The 16,991-nt window shown below is 64.1% G+C and carries 13 protein-coding genes; 9 read left to right on the top strand and 4 right to left on the bottom strand.

Features of this window, described 5'->3' with window-relative positions; all coding sequences use genetic code 11:
• Positions 1 to 30 precede the first annotated feature (30 nt).
• The 4 genes from DEVEQU_RS13765 (at position 31) to DEVEQU_RS13750 (ending at position 6,160) form a co-directional block, all read left to right on the top strand.
• The gene (locus DEVEQU_RS13765; protein ID WP_206437850.1) at positions 31 to 1,113 is read left to right on the top strand and encodes a BMP family ABC transporter substrate-binding protein; all 1,083 of its coding nucleotides are present in this window, start codon (positions 31 to 33) and stop codon (positions 1,111 to 1,113) included.
• A gap of 199 nt (positions 1,114 to 1,312) precedes the next feature.
• On the top strand, positions 1,313 to 2,539 hold the full coding sequence (locus tag DEVEQU_RS13760) for a urate hydroxylase PuuD (protein WP_126151167.1): 1,227 nt from the start codon (positions 1,313 to 1,315) through the stop codon (positions 2,537 to 2,539).
• Positions 2,536 to 3,831: a guanine deaminase gene (gene guaD, locus DEVEQU_RS13755; protein ID WP_126151166.1), complete on the top strand. Its 1,296-nt coding sequence runs from the start codon at positions 2,536 to 2,538 to the stop codon at positions 3,829 to 3,831. The genes DEVEQU_RS13760 and guaD overlap by 4 nt, the downstream gene beginning before the upstream one ends.
• A gap of 166 nt (positions 3,832 to 3,997) precedes the next feature.
• On the top strand, positions 3,998 to 6,160 hold the full coding sequence (locus tag DEVEQU_RS13750) for a malate synthase G (RefSeq protein ID WP_126151165.1): 2,163 nt from the start codon (positions 3,998 to 4,000) through the stop codon (positions 6,158 to 6,160).
• Positions 6,161 to 6,360: 200 nt separating this feature from the next.
• Here DEVEQU_RS13750 and DEVEQU_RS13745 read toward each other — a convergent pair whose 3' ends face one another.
• A complete protein-coding gene (locus DEVEQU_RS13745; protein WP_126151164.1) occupies positions 6,361 to 7,989 on the bottom strand; it encodes a CocE/NonD family hydrolase in 1,629 nt (542 codons plus the stop codon).
• A gap of 4 nt (positions 7,990 to 7,993) precedes the next feature.
• Positions 7,994 to 9,724 carry an adenine deaminase gene (gene ade, locus DEVEQU_RS13740; protein WP_126151163.1) on the bottom strand — a complete coding sequence of 577 codons (1,731 nt, stop codon included), beginning with the start codon at positions 9,722 to 9,724 and terminating at the stop codon, positions 7,994 to 7,996.
• A 108-nt stretch (positions 9,725 to 9,832) separates the two neighbouring features.
• On the opposite strand from ade, the gene DEVEQU_RS19930 reads away from it, so the two are divergent.
• Positions 9,833 to 9,991, top strand: coding sequence for a hypothetical protein (locus DEVEQU_RS19930; RefSeq protein WP_164550402.1), 159 nt, complete (start codon positions 9,833 to 9,835; stop codon positions 9,989 to 9,991).
• A 6-nt stretch (positions 9,992 to 9,997) separates the two neighbouring features.
• Here DEVEQU_RS19930 and DEVEQU_RS13735 read toward each other — a convergent pair whose 3' ends face one another.
• Entirely contained in the window at positions 9,998 to 11,476 is a 1,479-nt protein-coding gene (locus DEVEQU_RS13735; protein ID WP_126151162.1) for a sensor domain-containing diguanylate cyclase, read from the bottom strand.
• Between the two features lie 173 nt (positions 11,477 to 11,649).
• Here DEVEQU_RS13735 and DEVEQU_RS13730 point away from each other — a divergent pair, with 173 nt between their 5' ends.
• The 3 genes from DEVEQU_RS13730 to DEVEQU_RS13720 all read left to right on the top strand — a co-directional run bounded on the left by DEVEQU_RS13730 (position 11,650) and on the right by DEVEQU_RS13720 (position 14,118).
• A complete protein-coding gene (locus DEVEQU_RS13730) occupies positions 11,650 to 12,699 on the top strand; it encodes an NAD(P)-dependent alcohol dehydrogenase (protein WP_126151161.1) in 1,050 nt (349 codons plus the stop codon).
• An 11-nt stretch (positions 12,700 to 12,710) separates the two neighbouring features.
• Positions 12,711 to 13,484 carry an SDR family NAD(P)-dependent oxidoreductase gene (locus DEVEQU_RS13725; protein ID WP_126151160.1) on the top strand — a complete coding sequence of 258 codons (774 nt, stop codon included), beginning with the start codon at positions 12,711 to 12,713 and terminating at the stop codon, positions 13,482 to 13,484.
• A gap of 121 nt (positions 13,485 to 13,605) precedes the next feature.
• Positions 13,606 to 14,118, top strand: a complete 513-nt coding sequence (locus DEVEQU_RS13720) for an MgtC/SapB family protein (protein WP_126151159.1) — start codon at positions 13,606 to 13,608, stop codon at positions 14,116 to 14,118.
• Positions 14,119 to 14,402: 284 nt separating this feature from the next.
• On the opposite strand, the gene DEVEQU_RS13715 is transcribed toward DEVEQU_RS13720, so the two are convergent.
• Positions 14,403 to 14,849, bottom strand: coding sequence for a hypothetical protein (locus DEVEQU_RS13715; RefSeq protein WP_126151158.1), 447 nt, complete (start codon positions 14,847 to 14,849; stop codon positions 14,403 to 14,405).
• A 330-nt stretch (positions 14,850 to 15,179) separates the two neighbouring features.
• Here DEVEQU_RS13715 and DEVEQU_RS13710 point away from each other — a divergent pair, with 330 nt between their 5' ends.
• Positions 15,180 to 16,880, top strand: a complete 1,701-nt coding sequence (locus DEVEQU_RS13710) for a tetratricopeptide repeat protein (RefSeq protein WP_164550401.1) — start codon at positions 15,180 to 15,182, stop codon at positions 16,878 to 16,880.
• Positions 16,881 to 16,991 lie beyond the last annotated feature (111 nt).

Here is a 16,991-nt window from a genome sequence, read left to right as displayed (position 1 = left end):
ACCGGAAACCCGTCAGTCAAGGAGAAACCAATGACACAGATTACCCGCCGTAATGTGCTGAGGATCGGCGCCGCCGGCCTGGCCCTGCCGCTCATGGGCTCGCTGGCCTTCGGCCAGGATGGCCCGTTCAAGATCGGCTTCGTCAATGTCGGTCCCAAGGACGACAATGGCTGGACCTATGGCCACTGGGTCGGCGCCCAGGCGCTGGAAGCCGAGTTCGGCGACAAGATCGAAGTCACCTTCGTCGAAAGCGTGCCGGAAGGCCCGGATTGCGAGCGCGTGCTGCGTGAGCTCGCCCAGCAGGGCAACAAGATCATCTTCGCCACCAGCTTCGGCTTCGGCGACTATGTGATGAAGGTCGCCAAGGAATTCCCGGACGTGGTGTTCGAGCACGCCACCGGCTACCAGCGTTCCGACAATGTCGGCACCTATAATGCCCGCTTCCATGAAGGCCGCGCCGTCATGGGCACGCTGGCTGGTCATCTCTCCAAGACCAACAATATCGGCTATATCGGTTCGTTCCCGATCCCCGAAGTGGTCATGGGCATCAACGCCTTCACCCTGGCGGCCCGCAAGGTCAATCCCGAGATCACCGTGAACGTCGTCTGGCTCTCCAGCTGGCACGATCCGGCCAAGGAAGCCGACGCCGCCCGTGCGCTGATCGACCAGGGCGCCGATATCATTGCCCAGCACACCGACGGCCCGGCCGCCCTGCAGGTTGCCGAGGAGCGTGGGATCGTGGGTGGTTTCGGCCAGGGCGCCGACATGAGCGCCTTCGCGCCCAAGTCGCACCTCTCCGCCATCATCGACGTCTGGGCCCCGCACTACATCAAGGCCGTGCAGAGCGTCATGGACGGCACCTGGGTGTCGGCCGACAGCTGGCCGGGCATTGCCGATGGCGAAGTGGTTATCGGTGCCTATAACGAGAAGATCCCGGCCGACGTGGTCGCCGCTGCCGAAGCCGTCAAGGCCGGTATCGTCGATGGCTCGCTGCATCCGTTCACCGGCCCGATCGTGGACAATGCCGGCACCGAGCGCGTTGCCGCCGGCGCCACCGTCGATGACGCTGGCCTGTGGGCCATGGATTGGTATGTGGAAGGCGTGAAGGCCTGATTTTTCAGGGTTTTACGTGTGGGGGCGGGCTGACGTCCGCCCCTTTTTGACGATTGCTCTCTTCCTTCTCCCCTTGCGGGAGAAAGTGGCGTGTAGCGCCGGGTGAGGGCTCTATGCGGGCTGAGACCAACCCCTCACCCGCCTTTTGATCGCCTCTCCCACTCAGGAAGAGGTGGTGCCGGTGAATGGGGAGCGATGAATGCCCGATTATGCAATTTTCTACGAATGGGCGATGTTTGCCGCGCGCTGGCTGCACGTGGTCACCGCCATTGCCTGGATCGGCTCGTCTTTCTATTTCATCGCGCTCGACCTGGGCCTGCGCAAGACCCCGAGCCTGCCGCCTCTGGCGCATGGCGAGGAGTGGCAGGTGCATGGCGGCGGCTTCTATCACATCCAGAAATATCTGGTGGCGCCCGAATTCCTGCCCGAGCACCTGACCTGGTTCAAATGGGAAAGCTACGCGACCTGGCTCTCGGGCGCGATGCTGCTGGCGCTGCTCTACTATGTCAGCGCCGATATTTTCCTCGTCGATCGCAATGTGCTCGACGTCCCCAGCTGGGGGGCTATCCTGTTGTCGGCCGGTTCCATCGTTCTGGGTTGGCTGCTCTACGATACGCTGTGCAAATCGCCCATCGGCCAGTCCACCACCGGGCTGATGCTCGTGCTGTTCGCCATTCTCGTGGCCATGAGCTGGGGCTATACGCAGCTGTTCACCGGCCGCGCCGCCATGCTGCATATGGGTGCCTTCACCGCGACCATCATGACCGCGAATGTGGCGATGATCATCATCCCCAATCAGAAGATCGTGGTGGCCGATCTCAAGGCCGGCCGCGTGCCCGACGCGAAATACGGCAAGATCGCCAAGCAGCGCAGCCTGCACAACAATTACCTCACCCTGCCGGTGATCTTCTTCATGCTCTCGTCCCACTATCCGCTGGCTTTTGCCACGCAGTGGAACTGGGTCATTGCCAGCCTGATCTTCCTCGTCGGCGTGGTGGTGCGCCACTATTTCAACACCCGCTATGCCCGCAAGGGCAATCCGCACTGGACCTGGGGCGTCGCCGTCATCCTGATGCTGGTAATCGCCTGGCTCTCGACCTCGCCCAAGCTGCCCGCTGACGATACCCCCACCCTTGCCACTGCGACGGGCGAGCGCTTCATGGCCACCGAGCATTTCAAGGCGGCGAGCCTTGCGGTGCAGACGCGCTGCAGCATGTGCCACACTGCCGAGCCGGTCTGGGAGGGTATTTACGAAGCCCCCAAGAACGTCATTCTCGACAATGACATCGCCATTGCCAACCGGGCCCATGAGATCGTCATCCAGGCCGGCTGGAGTCACGCCATGCCGCCCGGCAATCTGACCGAGATGACCGAGGCCGAACGGGCGCTGCTGGTGGAATGGTATCGCGAAGGCGCGAATTCATGAGCCGGACCATTCTGCGCGGTCGGGTGCTGAGTTTTCACCGCGCGCCGCAGGACCTCGACGATACCGAGAGCTACCTCTATCTCGCGGACGGCGCGATCAGCATCGAGGAGGACAAGGTGGTTGCCGTGGGCGATTTCGCCTCGGCCGATCTTGCCGGGGCCCAGGTCGTCGATCATCGCCCCAACCTGATCCTGCCCGGTTTCATCGATCTGCATCTGCATTATGTGCAGAGCCAGATGATGGCGGCCTATGCCGGATCGCTGCTGGAATGGCTCAATACCTACACCTTCATCGAAGAGCAGAAATTCTCCCAGCAAGGCCATGCCGATGCGGTGGCGGTGGAGTTTTACGACGCCCTCATCCGCCATGGCACCACCACGGCCGTCGCCTATTGTTCAAGCCATCCGCGCTCGGTCGATGCCTTCTTCGCCGAGGCACAGTGCCGCAATATGCTGATGGTGGGCGGCAAGGTGATGATGGATCGCAATGCCCCCGAAGAACTCTGCGACACCGCCCAGTCTGGCTATGACGACACCAAGGCGCTGATCGCGCGCTGGCACGGACGGGGCAGGGGGCTCTATGCCATCTCGCCGCGCTTCGCCATCACCTCGACGCCCGCCCAGCTCGAAGCCTCGCGGGCGCTGGTGGCCGAACACCCCGATTGCTATGTGCAGACCCACCTCAGCGAGAACGACGCCGAGATCAGCTTTTCCATGGAGCTCTATCCCAATAGTCCCGACTATACCGGGATCTACGAGGATTACGGCCTGCTGGGCCCCAAGACCTTGCTCGGCCATTCCATCCATCTCAATCACCGCGAAGTGGGCGTGTTGGCGGAGACCGGCGCCGTGGCCGTCTTCTGCCCCACCTCCAATCTCTTTCTCGGCTCCGGCCTGTTCGATCGCGACCGACTGATGCAGAACGGGGTGCGCATCGGCATCGCCACCGATATTGGCGGGGGCACCAGTGTCTCGATGCTGCGTACGCTCGACGAGGGCTACAAGGTGCTGCAATTGCGCGGGCAAAGGCTTAATCCGCTCGCCTCCTTCCACATGGCGACGCGCGGCAATGCCGAGGCCTTGGGCCTGCAAGAGACCATCGGCTCCATCGCGCCGGGTCGTGCCGCCGATCTCGTGGTGCTCGATGCGCGGGCTACGCCCACCATGCGCATGCGCCGCTTCGAGACGCTGATCGAGGAGCTGTTCCTGCTCCAGACAATGGGCGACGATCGCGCCATTGCCGAGGTCTATGTGGCTGGCGCAAGGGCGAAGTCCACTTTAGGCGGGTTGTGACGAGGCCGCTGCTGTCCTAAAGCTGTGGACGAAACGAGGAATGCGAACACTCCTGTCGCCGCATCGCCTGGCCTTGGCCGGCGATCCGACCCGGCTGGGCCTTTGGGTCCGGCAGGGTTGATCTGGCATCACGAGCCCGCATTCGCACCCAGACCGGAGGCATCCCATGAACGATTACCTGACCAAGTCCGGCCTGTCCGTGCATCCTCTGCTGGTGGATTTCGTGGAACGGGAAGCCCTGCCGGGGACGTCGATGTCGGCGGAGCAGTTCTGGTCCGGCTTTGCCGCCCTGCTGGCCGAGCATGTGCCTACCAATGCAAAACTCCTCGCCAAGCGCGACGAATTACAGGGCAAGATCGACGACTGGCATCGCCAGAACGGCCCGGTGGGCAACAATCCGGCCGGCTACGAGGCCTTCCTGCGCGAGATCGGTTACCTCGTCGATGAACCCAGTGATTTCAGCATCGAAACCGAAGGGCTCGATCCCGAAATCTCCAGCCTTTGTGGCCCACAACTGGTCGTGCCGGTCTCCAACGCCCGCTACGCGCTCAACGCCGCCAATGCCCGCTGGGGCAGTCTCTATGACGCGCTCTACGGCACCGATGTCATCCCCCGCGACGGCGATTTGGCCCCCGGCAAGGGCTATAATCCGGCCCGCGGCGCTGCCGTGGTGGCGCGGGCTGCACAGTTTCTCGATGAGAGTTTCCCGCTCGCCGCCGGCAGCCATGCCGATGTCACCGGCTATCACGTGATCAAGGAAGGCGATACGAGGCTCTTTGTCGTCGACACCGCCGCCGGCCGCACCGGTCTGTGTGATCCGTCGCAGTTCATCGGCTATGGCGGCACCGAAAGCGCCGGTGAACTGGTGTTGCGGCACAATGGGCTGCATGTGGTGCTGGTCATCGCTCCCGATACCGAGATCGGGAAAACCCATCGGGCCGGCCTCAGCGATGTGGTGGTGGAAGCGGCGCTGACCACCATCCAGGATTGCGAGGATTCCGTCGCCGCCGTCGATGCCGAGGACAAGGTCGGGGTCTATCGCAACTGGCTTGGCTTGATGACCGGTACGCTGCAAGACACGTTCGAAAAGGGTGGTCAGACCGTCACCCGCAAGCTCAAGGCTGACCGGAGCTATAAGGACATCCGTGGCCAGCCTCTGGTGCTCAAGGGCCGCTCGCTTCTGCTGGTGCGCAATGTCGGCCACCTGATGACCACCGATGCGGTGCTGCTCAACGGCAAGCCGGTCGGCGAAGGCCTGATGGATGCCGCCGTGACAGCGCTCTGCGCGCTGCATGACAAGGGGGGCAATGCGCGTCATGGCGCCATTTATGTGGTCAAGCCCAAGATGCATGGTCCCGAGGAAGTGACCTTTGCCTGCGCCATCTTCGCCTCGGTCGAAAAGCTGCTGGGCCTTGCCGAAAACACCATCAAGATCGGCATCATGGACGAGGAGCGTCGCACCTCGGCCAATCTCAAGGCCGCCATCTACGCGGCGCGGGCTCGGGTCTTCTTCATCAATACGGGTTTCCTCGACCGCACCGGCGACGAGATCCACACGTCGATGGAAGCCGGCGCCGTGCTGCGCAAGGACGAGATCAAGTCCGAGCGCTGGATCGCCTCCTACGAGGATCGCAATGTGCTGATCGGTCTGGCCGCCGGTTTCTCCGGCAAGGCGCAGATCGGCAAGGGCATGTGGGCGCGCCCCGACGACATGGCGGCGATGATGGACGCCAAGATCGGCCATCCCAAATCTGGCGCCAATACCGCCTGGGTGCCTTCGCCCACCGCCGCGACGCTGCATGCTTTGCACTATCATCAGGTCGATGTGTTCGACGCCCAGCGTCGCCGCCACAACGAGGCGACGCCGGGGCTCGACGCGCTGTTCTCCATGCCGGTGCTGGCGCCTTTTGCGCTGAGCCGCGAGGAGATTACCCGCGAGCTCGAAAACAATGCGCAGGGCATTCTGGGCTATGTGGTGCGCTGGGTGCAGCAGGGCGTCGGCTGTTCCAAAGTACCCGACATCAACAATGTCGGGCTGATGGAAGATCGCGCCACCTGCCGGATTTCCAGCCAGGCCGTGGCCAATTGGTTGCGCCATGGATTGGTCAGCCGTGACGAGGTCACCTCGGTGTTCGAGCGCATGGCCAAGGTGGTGGACGAGCAGAATGCCGGCGACCCCATCTATCGGCCGATGAGCGAAAACTACCAGTCCGTCGCCTTCACCGCCGCGCTCGACCTGGCCCTGCACGGCGCCGATCAGCCCAGCGGCTATACCGAACCCCTGCTGCATGCCGCGCGGCGCAAGGTGAAGGCGCGGGATCGGAAGTAGCCTATACTGTCCGGCGGCGTGCTCGGCTGACTGGCGTCGGCCACACACTCTATCGTCACCCTCGGGCCTGACCCGAGGGCCCTGCGCTCGCGGCAGGTGGGCAAAGGACACGCCAGGTCGCCGGCTATCATCCCCAAGGCAGCCGGGACCCAACCCGAGCTTTCAGCATGGGCATCAGCCGGGGAAAAATACAGCCCGCGTCAGTCGAGCGCGTAGGTGGGAAGCGTGATGGACGTGCCCGCGTGCACGATCTCCACATCATTGGCGACCATCGTGGTGGCGGTAGCGATGGCTTCGCCGGTGCCGGGATTGCGGGCATAGCGGGGATGGGCGCCGGAGGCGATGAGCAGGCGTAGGCGGTGACCGGCGCCAAAACTATGGGCCATGGCGTGGAGCGGAATGCTCAATTGCCAGGAGCCGTCGGCCTCGGTCGGTGTATCTGGCGTCACATGCGCCAGCCCGTCGGCGATATTGCGCGAGACGCCATCGGGCCCGACATCGCAGAGGCGGACGAAGAAATCGACATTGGGCAGGGCGGCACGCGCGTGCAGGCGCACCTGGCACTGGCCGATAAAGGTCAGCGGCGCCAGCAGCGCCGGTCCGGTATAGGTCAGCACATCGGGCCGGTTTTCCAGCGGCGCATTGTCCACCGCGCCGGCCCCGGCAAAGGCGAAGATGGCGCCGCCCAGATTGGGCGTTGGCTCGGCGGGATCGTAGCGATAGCCATCATGGCTGCCCGGCGCTGCTGGGCTGTTCTCCAGCCTTCCACTGGGAGCGATGAACTGGGTTCTGGGCACGACCGGCCCCGGTGGATAGCGGTCGAATTCGTGCCATTCGTCGCGGCCGGAAATATGGATGCGCACGGGATTGCGACGCAGGCCCGAGGTGTCGCCCAGCAGCTTGGCGCGCATCCAGATCAGCGTTTCGCTGAGATTGTCGCGCTGCAATTCCTCGGCGATGTGAAACCAGGTGCCGATGGTGAGATAGGGCCTATGCCCCAGCTCGACCAGTCGCTGATAATCGGCCAGCAACGGATCGACCATGAAGTCGTACCAGCCGGAAATGAAATGCACCGGCGGCGTATCCTTGGTCAGCCGGTGCCGGTGGTCGAGCTCGGTCCAGAACTGGTCATTGCCAACGGCATGCTCGAACCAGTGCCGCCAGAACCCGATCTTGTGGCCTACCGCCAGCTTGTCGGCCTCGATCAGCGGCAGGGTCAGTGCGGCGCGCTCGGTGCGCCTCTCGATGTCGCCCGAGAACATGCGGGCGGCGGTGGCCAGGGGATTGTTGCGTAACCCTTCGATCACCTGCACCCAGCTCAGCCAGAGGTTGAGGTGAAAGGCCCCCGACGGAAACACCACCGGGCGGAAGTCGGCCGTCGTCACCTTGGTGGCGAGTGCAGCTGTGGGTGGTAGCGCGTCGGAAATGGCCCATTGCGCATAGCCGAGATAGGAGGGACCGGTCAGCCCGATACGGCCGTCGAACCAGGGCTGGGCCTTGATCCAGTCCAGCGTCGCCAGCCCATCGGCGCGCTCATTGGCGAAGGGGTCGAAGCTGCCGCCCGATTTTTCCGTACCCCGGCAGGCCTGCACCACGACATGAAAGCCGCGCTCCGCATAGGCCTCGGCAATGGGGCCGAAGCCGCGCCGCCCATAGGGCAGGCGCATCAATATGGTGGGATGCGGTCCCTCGGCGCGCGGCGCATAGTGGTCGGTCTTCAGCACCACGCCATCGGGCATGGACAGGGCGATGCCGCGTGTCTTGCGCACCGCGTTGAGGCGCGGCGGCAGGTCTTCGACCCAGGCCAGGTAAAGCGAGGGCAGGCTCACCGCTTCAACTCACGAAATCGAACTTGTCGACATCGAACAGCCCGCGATCGGTCATCTTGAGATGCGGGATGACCGGCAGGGCCAGGAACGCCACCTGCAGGAACGGCTCGGGCAGCACGCAATCGAGCGCCTTGGCCGCGTCGCGCAGGATATGGAGATCATGCGCGACCGCCTCGAAGCTCTTGGTGCTCATCAGCCCGGCAATCGGCAGCGCCAGCTCGGCCGTGACCGTGCCGCCCTCGGCGACGACGAAGCCACCGCCCAACTCGATCAGCCGGTTGACTGCGGTGGCCATGTCCTCGTCCGAGGCCCCGACCACGCTGATATTGTGGCTGTCATGCCCCACCGAGGAAGCGATGGCGCCGCGCTTTAGCCCGAAGCCGGTGACGAAGCTGCGGCCGATATTGCCGTTCTTGCCGTGTCGTTCGATCACCGCGACCTTGATCACATCGGCGGCGAGATCGGGCTGCAGGCCATCTGCGGTGGCGGCCAGCGTCGCCTCCTCGCGGAAGGTCAGGATCAGCCCGGGCTTGACCCCGATCACCGGCACCCGGTTCTGGCCCGGCTTGGGCGCGGTGATGAAGGCCTCGGCGTTCACCGGCGTCGCCTTCATCGAGGAGAGACCGACCGGCGCAACCTCTCCGCGCGTTTCGAACAGTTCCGCAGTCACCAGCCGGCCGGCCGATATGACGTCGGATACCTGGCAGGTTTCGAGATTGTCGAGCAGCGCGATATCGGCGCGCCAGCCGGGTCCGATCAGGCCGCGATCCCTGAGCCCGAAGATGCGGGCCGCCGAATGGCTGGCGGCGCGATAGACATGGTGCAGCGGTCGTCCCATGGCAATCAGCCGACGGATGGAGCTATCGAGATGCCCCTCCTCGGCGATATCAAGCGGATTGCGGTCGTCGGTGCAGAGCGCCACGAAGCTCGAGGTGTTTTCGTCGAGGATTTCGGCCAGCGCCTTCAGATCCTTGGATACCGAGCCCTCGCGGATGAGGATGGCCATGCCCTTGGCCAGCTTTTCACGCGCCTCGGCCGCCGAGGTCGCTTCATGGTCGGTGCGGATGCCGGCGGCGAGATAGCCGTTGAGCGCCGTGCCCAGCAGCAGCGGCGCATGGCCGTCGATATGCCCGTCCTGGAACGCCACCAGCTTGGCGAGAATGCCGGGATCGGCATTGAGCACGCCGGGAAAATTCATCATTTCGGCGAGGCCGATCACCTTGTGGTGGTCGCGGAAGGGCAGCAGGTCGTCGATTTCCAGTTGCGCGCCAGCGGTTTCGAACCCGGTGGCCGGCACGCAGGAGGACAGGTTGACCCGCACATCCATGATGGTGCGCTCGGCGCTGTCGAGAAAATAGGTGATGCCCTCCGCTCCCAGCACATTGGCGATTTCGTGGGGATCGCAGATCACCGTAGTGACGCCATGCGGCAGCACGCAGCGGTCGAATTCGAGCGGCGTCACCAGGCTGGATTCGATGTGCAGATGTGTGTCGATAAAGCCCGGCACGGCAAAGCGGCCGCTGCCGTCGATCACCTGCTTGCCCTCATAACTGCCATGGGTGCCCACGATCCGGTCGCCGACAATGGCGATATCGGTGGTCGTCACTGCCCCGGTGATCACATCGAGCAGGCCGACATTGCGGATCACCAGATCGGCAGGGGCCTTGCCCTGTCCGGCCATGATCATGCGGGTGAGATTTTCGGGCGAAACCGGCGAATTCTGATTTTTATGCATGCCGAACGTTGGGTCGGCGGCGATGGCGCGTCAAGCCCCTCCTTGCCGCAGGACGGAACCTCCGGCGCCGCTGCACATTGGCATTGTGAACACCAATTGGAGCGCCCCATGCAGACCTATGATCCCAAGAAAGACGCCACCGATGTCCGTCAGGCCAGCCCGCGCAAGATGAACCTTCGCGTGCTTGTCACCTCGATGGTCGCCATCGTCGTGTTGTTCGCGATCATTTTCATCGTCTATTCCACCATGCAGCCGCAGCCGGCATAACCGGGTTCAGATGCTACTCCGCCGGTTGGCGAGGCCTTCTAACAGTCCATTATCGGCAGCGGGGTTTTCGCCTGCCTTCTGGCCGAGATGGATGACGTAACGATTGCGACCGCCGCCTTTTGCTCGATAGAGCGCGTCGTCGGCCAGGCGGGTCAGGTCATCCTCGGTGCCGGCGGCGTCGGGGGCGGTCGCTATGCCGATGCTCACACCGATCGATGCGGTGCCGTCGCGCAGGGCAACCGGGTCGCTGAGCACGCTGATAATGCTCTGCGCCAATCTGGTCGGCTGGTCATGATTGACTATGCCGGTCTGGATGATGGCGAATTCGTCTCCGCCGAGGCGGACGAGTGTGTCATCGGGCCGCAACGTACCATTCAGCCGCTGGGACACGTGGCGCAACAATTCGTCGCCCGCGGCATGTCCCAAAGTGTCGTTCACCTCCTTGAAGCGATCGAGATCCAGCGCCAGTAATGCAACGCGCGGACCACCCGGCGGCAGATCGCGCAATGCGGCCAGCAAGCGCAGGTGGAACAGCGCGCGATTGCCCAGCCCAGTCAGCGGATCGTGCAGGGCATTGTGGCTGGCCTCCTCGCGCTCGATGCGCAATTGCGACAGGGCGAGATAAAGCCCTCTGAGCAGCATGATCACGATCAGCATGGCGATGGCCAGCGCCGCCATCATCGCCGGCAGCGCCGAGCGTAACAGGCTGGCCCCCGGCGTGCCCGGCTTCCAGCTCAGTTGCGCCACCACCGTGCCATCCGCCGACGTGACGGGCAGCATGGCGCGGTTTTCGATGGTGGATGTGGTCGCGTCGAGAAAGGCCACCATATCCATGCGGTACTGGTCGCCCAGTGCCGCGCCGAGGTCGGAATCGAGATATTTCACCGAGACCAGATAGCTCTCCGTGCCCGGCGCCGGGGCATTCACGCCGCTGAAGGAGAGGATCGGCATGATGCCGACCAGAGCCGGTTTGTCCTCGAAGCGATTGAATGCGATGACATGGGGTGGTGTATCGTGCCCGCCGCGCCCGAATGCGGCGATATGGGCCTCCGTTGCGGGATTACGCAGCATGTCGAACATGGGGTCGAGGCTGCTGATGGCGGCGCGCGCGCTCTCGGGCGGAATGGCATAACCGTTGACCACCGAGATGATCGGGTTCAGCGCGTGATCGACGACGATGACGCGCTCATAGTCATAGGCGTCGAAGTGGTAGGTCCCCAGATTTTCGACGAGCCAGCCGATATCGCGCCGCTCCAGCGCGGCGATGCTGTCGTCCCAGATGGCAACGCCCTGCTGCGCCAGCAGCATCTCCGACTGTTCGCCTTCCAGCGCCCGCGTCAGCAGCAGCTTTTCGCGCTCGAGTTCGCTATTGTCGATCTGCTCGGCCGACCACCACAAGAACCCTGCCAGTGCCACAAGCGTCAGCGCGGCAACGGCCGCGATGGGCAGCAGCAGCCTTATGGTGAACTGGGTCGTTGTGGGCATAGGCGCACTCCTTGGAGATAAGCTATTGTCCGCACAGGGCCTTATTGGGCAATGAAGGCGCCGGTCACGACAATGAAAGTCGTAAACATGTGGTTAGCGCGGTGCTGAGGGGGCTGACTTTTGCCCCGGAGCTGGGCTATTGCTCTGCTTGTCGGTTGAGAAGGATGGTCTTCATGGCGTTGGTGGATGCATTGGTGCTGGAGCGGCAGCACGAATTGGCCTTGCGCAGCATCGAGCTGCCGCTTGAGGTCGGTCCGGGCATGGTCAAGATCGCCATCCATACGGTCGGGGTCTGCGGTTCGGACGTTCATTACTATACGCATGGGCGCATCGGTCCCTTCGTGGTCAACGCGCCGATGGTGCTGGGGCACGAGGCTGCCGGCACGGTGGTGGAATTGGGCGAGGGGGTGAGCCACCTCAAGGTGGGTGACCGCGTCTGCATGGAACCAGGCATTCCCGATGCCAATTCCCGCGCCAGCCGGCTGGGCATGTATAATGTCGACCCGGCGGTGCAGTTCTGGGCAACGCCGCCGGTGCATGGGGTGCTGACGCCCTTTGTCGTGCATCCCGCCAATTACACCTTCAAACTGCCCGACAATGTCAGCTTCGCCGAAGGCGCCATGGTCGAGCCTTTTGCCGTGGGCATGCAGGCGGCCACCAAGGCGCGGATCACGCCCGGCGACACGGCAGTGGTGCTTGGTGCCGGCCCCATCGGGGTCATGGTGGCGCTGGCGGCGCTGGCCGGTGGCTGCGCACGCGTCATCGTCGCCGATCTCGCCCAGCCCAAGCTCGACATTGCCGCACAATATCAGGGGCTCATTCCGATCAATATCCGCGACAAGGACATTGTCGCCGAAGTGGCACGGCTCACCGAGGGCTGGGGCGCCGATGTCATTTTCGAGTGCTCGGGTTCGCCCCATGCCTGGAAGACCATCATGGATCTGCCGCGTCCGGGTGGCTGCATCGTGGTGGTCGGCCTGCCGGTCGAACCGGTGGCCGTCGACGTGGCTGGGGCCTCGGTCAAGGAACTGCGCATCGAAAACGTGTTCCGCTATGCCCATCAATATGATCGCGCCATTGCGCTGATCGCCTCGGGCAAGGTCGATCTCAAGCCGCTGATCTCGGAAACCTTCGCCTTCAAGGACGCGATCAAGGCGTTCGATCGCGCGGTCGAGGCGCGGCCCACCGATGTCAAATTGCAGATCAAGGTGGCTGCCGAATAGGGGAGGCGAATATGGACCTGGGGCTGAAAGGCAAGATTGCCGTCATTACCGGCGGTACGGTGGGCATCGGTCTGGCCATTGCCGAAGGGCTGGCGGCCGAGGGCTGCAATCTGGTGCTGGTGGGGCGGGATGGCGCGCGGGCGCAAGCCGAAGCAGATCGCCTTGCCACCGAGTTCGGGGTGCGGGCAATAGCGGTCTCGGCCGATGTGGCGACGGCCGCCGGCTGTGACGCGGTGATCGCGGCCGCCGGCGCTGTCGATATCCTCGTCAACAATGCCGGCACTGGCTCCAACGAAACCATCCAGGAAGCCGACGACGCCAAGTGGCAATACTATTGGGATCTGCATGTCATGGCCGCGGTGCGGCTGGCGCGCGGACTGGTCCCGGGCATGAAGCAACGCGGCGGTGGTGCGATCATCCACAATGCCTCGATCTGCGCGGTGCAGCCGCTGTGGTACGAGCCCATTTACAACACCACCAAGGCCGCCTTGATGATGTTCTCCAAGACTCTGGCTAATGAGGTGGTGGGCGACAATATTCGCGTCAACACCGTCAATCCCGGGCTGGTGCTGACGCCGGACTGGATCAAGACCGCCAGGCAGATCGCCGGCGAGGACGGCTACCAGGCCCATCTGCAGGCAGTTGCCGACGAGGCCGGCGGGATGAAACGCTTCGCCGCGCCCGAAGAGGTGGCCAATTTCATCGTCTTCCTCTGCTCGGACAAGGCCAGCTACTCGACCGGCAGCACCTATTTCGTCGATGGCGGCTGGCTCAAGACCGTCTAGGGCGTTTCGCCCCGAGAACGTCTGGCGCGGCAGGTGCAACGAGCCTCCTGCCGGCCCTGCGGGGAACCGGTGAGCCGAATGGGGTGTTGTGGGGGCAGCGTCACAATGGGAGGCCCCGAGCATGGAAGTCGGCAATAGTTTTGGTCTGGTCGATACCTACCTCCCCACGCCGATCATCGCCATAAGACTGCTGCTGGCCGCGGTGTTTGGAGCCATGATCGGTGTCGAGCGCGAAATCCACACTGCTCAGGCGGGGTTGCGTACCCATATTCTAGTGTCTGTGGCGGCGGCGCTCTTCACCATTCTGGCCTTTGAAATCTACCACACGCTGGGCACGACCGAGACGGTGCAGGCCGATCCGATCCGTGCCGTCGAGGCGGTTACCGCCGGTATCGCCTTTCTCGGGGCCGGCGCGATCTTTCGCAGCGGGGCGGGCGTGAGCGGGCTCACTACCGGCGCCGGCATGTGGCTGGCGGGCGCGGTCGGCGTGGCCACGGCGCTCGGCCATTATGTGGTTGCGGGCGGCGTGGCGCTTCTGGCCGTGCTGGTCATGGCGTCGCTGCGCGTCTTTGCCCACCGGGTGGTGGGACAAAGGGAGGCCGCGCTGGCGGAGAGCAAAAACAAGGAAATTTAGCAGAGGGGGCCGCGGGGAGAAGCGGAACGCTTGCCGGCGCGCTGAGGGACAGGCGCGATCCAGCACAATGCTTCTCCCCCCGTACGGTTCGCGACCGGGAGGTGTCGCGCCCGTGCCCTTCGTGCCGGCATCCCCGATGGGGAAGGGCACGTCCGATCACTGGCGGTGCAAACCGGTGACCGTATTCAGCGACGGAGAACGCACTTGGGAATGCAGGCTTGGTCGGGGGACCATAACTGCAGCGCTGTTCTCCGTCTAAGGCATGCAACCTGTGGACGCAGGTGTCACATGCCAACCGCATCGGGGCGCTGCGGTTGCGCCCAGAAACTCACGATATCAGCCGCCTCGTGCCGATAGGCATCGAGCTCGGCATGGCGGCAGAATACTGCCGTGGCGCCAGCGGCGAGCAGCGCTTCGCGGGCTTGCAGCCCGGATATCTGCGCCATCACCGCGATGCGCACGCCCTTCTGGCGCAGCAGCGCCTGATTGCGCGCCAGGAATTCGAGATTGGCGCCGCTATGAGACTTGAGGTCCACGATCACCAGGTCCGGCCAGTCGCCGCCGGCGTCGGCAAGCAGCGCCAGAAGGGCCGCTTCGCCTGAAGCGGCGTCGCCGAGATGACGGACATCGGGCGAGCCCTGGCCGAGCAGCATGCGGGTCAGCAGATATGCCGAATGCCCATCATCATCGATCAGGGCGATAAAGGAATTATCGTGGGACGCAGCACTCATGGGACACCTCTTGCCCCGCGCCGCGCGGGACAATTCGAAAGCAAAAACTTCGCCCCGCGGGTCGACAAGACCGGCGCGGGCAGATGGATTTATAACGGGTGGTCAAATCATCCGGCGGGGCCTAGCCGTCGGAAAAAGCGCCGAGTGCAACACATCGACTGGCCGGCATATGGTGGATGTCCGGGAAGCTGAACAGGCAAACTCAGGTAAAACTGATGTAACCCGGCTTGCGTTTTACATGTAACGCGCCGAAAGTCTCTGCCGATGAGAGGGGGAGATTTGGTGGCGGGGGACCCAAATCGGGATGATATTGAACGGGCGCTCGCCAAAGTGCTCGATTGGCCCGAGATCGCCCGCTCCCCGCAATTGGCCCGCTTCATCGACTATATCGTGCGGCGCAAGCTCGACGGCGACGAGCAGTCGATCAAGGCTTATTCCATTGCCGTCGATGTGCTCGGCCGGCCGCCTGATTTCGATCCGCAATCCGATCCCATCGTGCGCGTGCAGGCGCGTCGGTTACGTGCGCTGCTCGAGCAATATTATCGCACCGATGGCGCCGGGGACGTGGTGCATATCCATTTGCCGGTAGGCCGTTACATCCCTGAATTCCTCGCCGCCGGTGCCGCGTCCAAAGCCGAAATAGAGCCGGACATGGCGCCGCCACAACCGCCGCCGCCAGCTGTCTCCGTCGCTCCGCCGCGCCGAAAACGTGGCGAAATCACCGTGCCGTGGTTCGTGCTCGTGGTTGGGATATTCGCCATCCTGGCCCTGGCCTATTCGCTACTGACCCTCGGCCCCCGCCAGCCGGTGCAGGCCATTCCCGCAGGCCTGCTCAGTCGCCCCATCGTCTCGGTGGTGGAATTTCAAAGCCTCACCGGCGATCCCGCCGACACACGTCTCGCCGCCGGGCTGGCGGTAGAGCTGGTCACCGATCTCGATCAGTTTGAGACCATCACCACGCTTTACGGCGGTAGCATGGGCGGCAGCGCCGCCGGCAATGGCGTCGACTATATCCTCAGCGGCATCGTGCGGCGCGAGGGGCAGATGCTGCAATATAGCGCCATCCTCACCGAAGTTGTCACCAGCTCGGTGGTGTGGAGCAAGGTGGTGTCACTGACCCCGGAGGAGGCGGCGCGCCCGGACGTGCTGGATTACGTGTCGGGACTGCTGGGCCGGGTGCTGGGCAGTCCGCGCGGACCGGTGCATGCCAAGGCGCGGGCGCTGCTGCTCAATGGCCCGCTCAGCGCCGCCGACGAAAATCTCTATCTCTGCCGCATGCTCTTCGACCTCTATCGCGAGCGTGAAAATGCAGCCATGGCGGAACGGGCCTCGAACTGCTTCCAGACCCTGCCTGAGCGCGACCGGCGCTCCGGCCAGGCGCTGGCTGGCCTGGCCAGTCTCCTGGTCGAGACCACCGGCGCCGATTCCGGCGGGCGTTCGCGCATGGAGGTGGTGGACCTTGCCCAGGTCATGCTGAACGAAGCGATCGATGCATCGCCCACCAGCGGCTTTGTCTGGGAGCAGCGCGCGCGCCTGTTCGAAGCCATGGGGCGCCATGGCGAGGCGGAGGCGGCCTATGGTTCGGCGCTGCAACTCAATTCCGCCAATACCGACACCATTGCGGCCCGGGCCCGACACCTGGCCTTTACCGGCCGGCTCGAGGCCGCCGAGGCGCTGGCCTGGGGCGCCATCAACACCGCGCCCGATGCACCGGCCTGGTATCTCTGCGTGCCGCTGCTGGTGGCGCTCAAGGATGGAGCGTTTGCCGCCGCCACGGAGCTGGCGGAGCGCTATGCCGAAACTGACCGGGAACTGGGGCCTATCCTCACCATCATGGCGGCGCAGGGGCTGGGCGACGGGGAAATGGTCAATCGCTACCTGCCGCGGGTGCTCGATGTGCAGGCCTTCCGCCGCGCCGGGGTGCTGACGCAATTGCGCCGCCGCATTACCGATGACGATTTGCTGGCGCGGGTGCGGCAGTCGCTGGTCGCCGCCGGCCTCTCGCCCGCGGCCCTGGTCGGCTCGTTCTGACCCCTGCTAGAGCGTTTCACGTTCTGGTTGACGCGGCTCCATCGCCCCCTCCCCCCTTGAGGGGGAGGGCCGGGGTGGGGGTGGTTCAGTGATTCACTGATGGACCCCCAC

This window comes from Devosia equisanguinis (genome assembly GCF_900631955.1).
In the GTDB taxonomy this organism is placed as follows: Bacteria; Pseudomonadota; Alphaproteobacteria; order Rhizobiales; family Devosiaceae; genus Devosia; species Devosia equisanguinis.
Note: the sequence above shows the minus strand (reverse complement) of the source record. Positions and strands in the feature narration are given on the sequence as shown.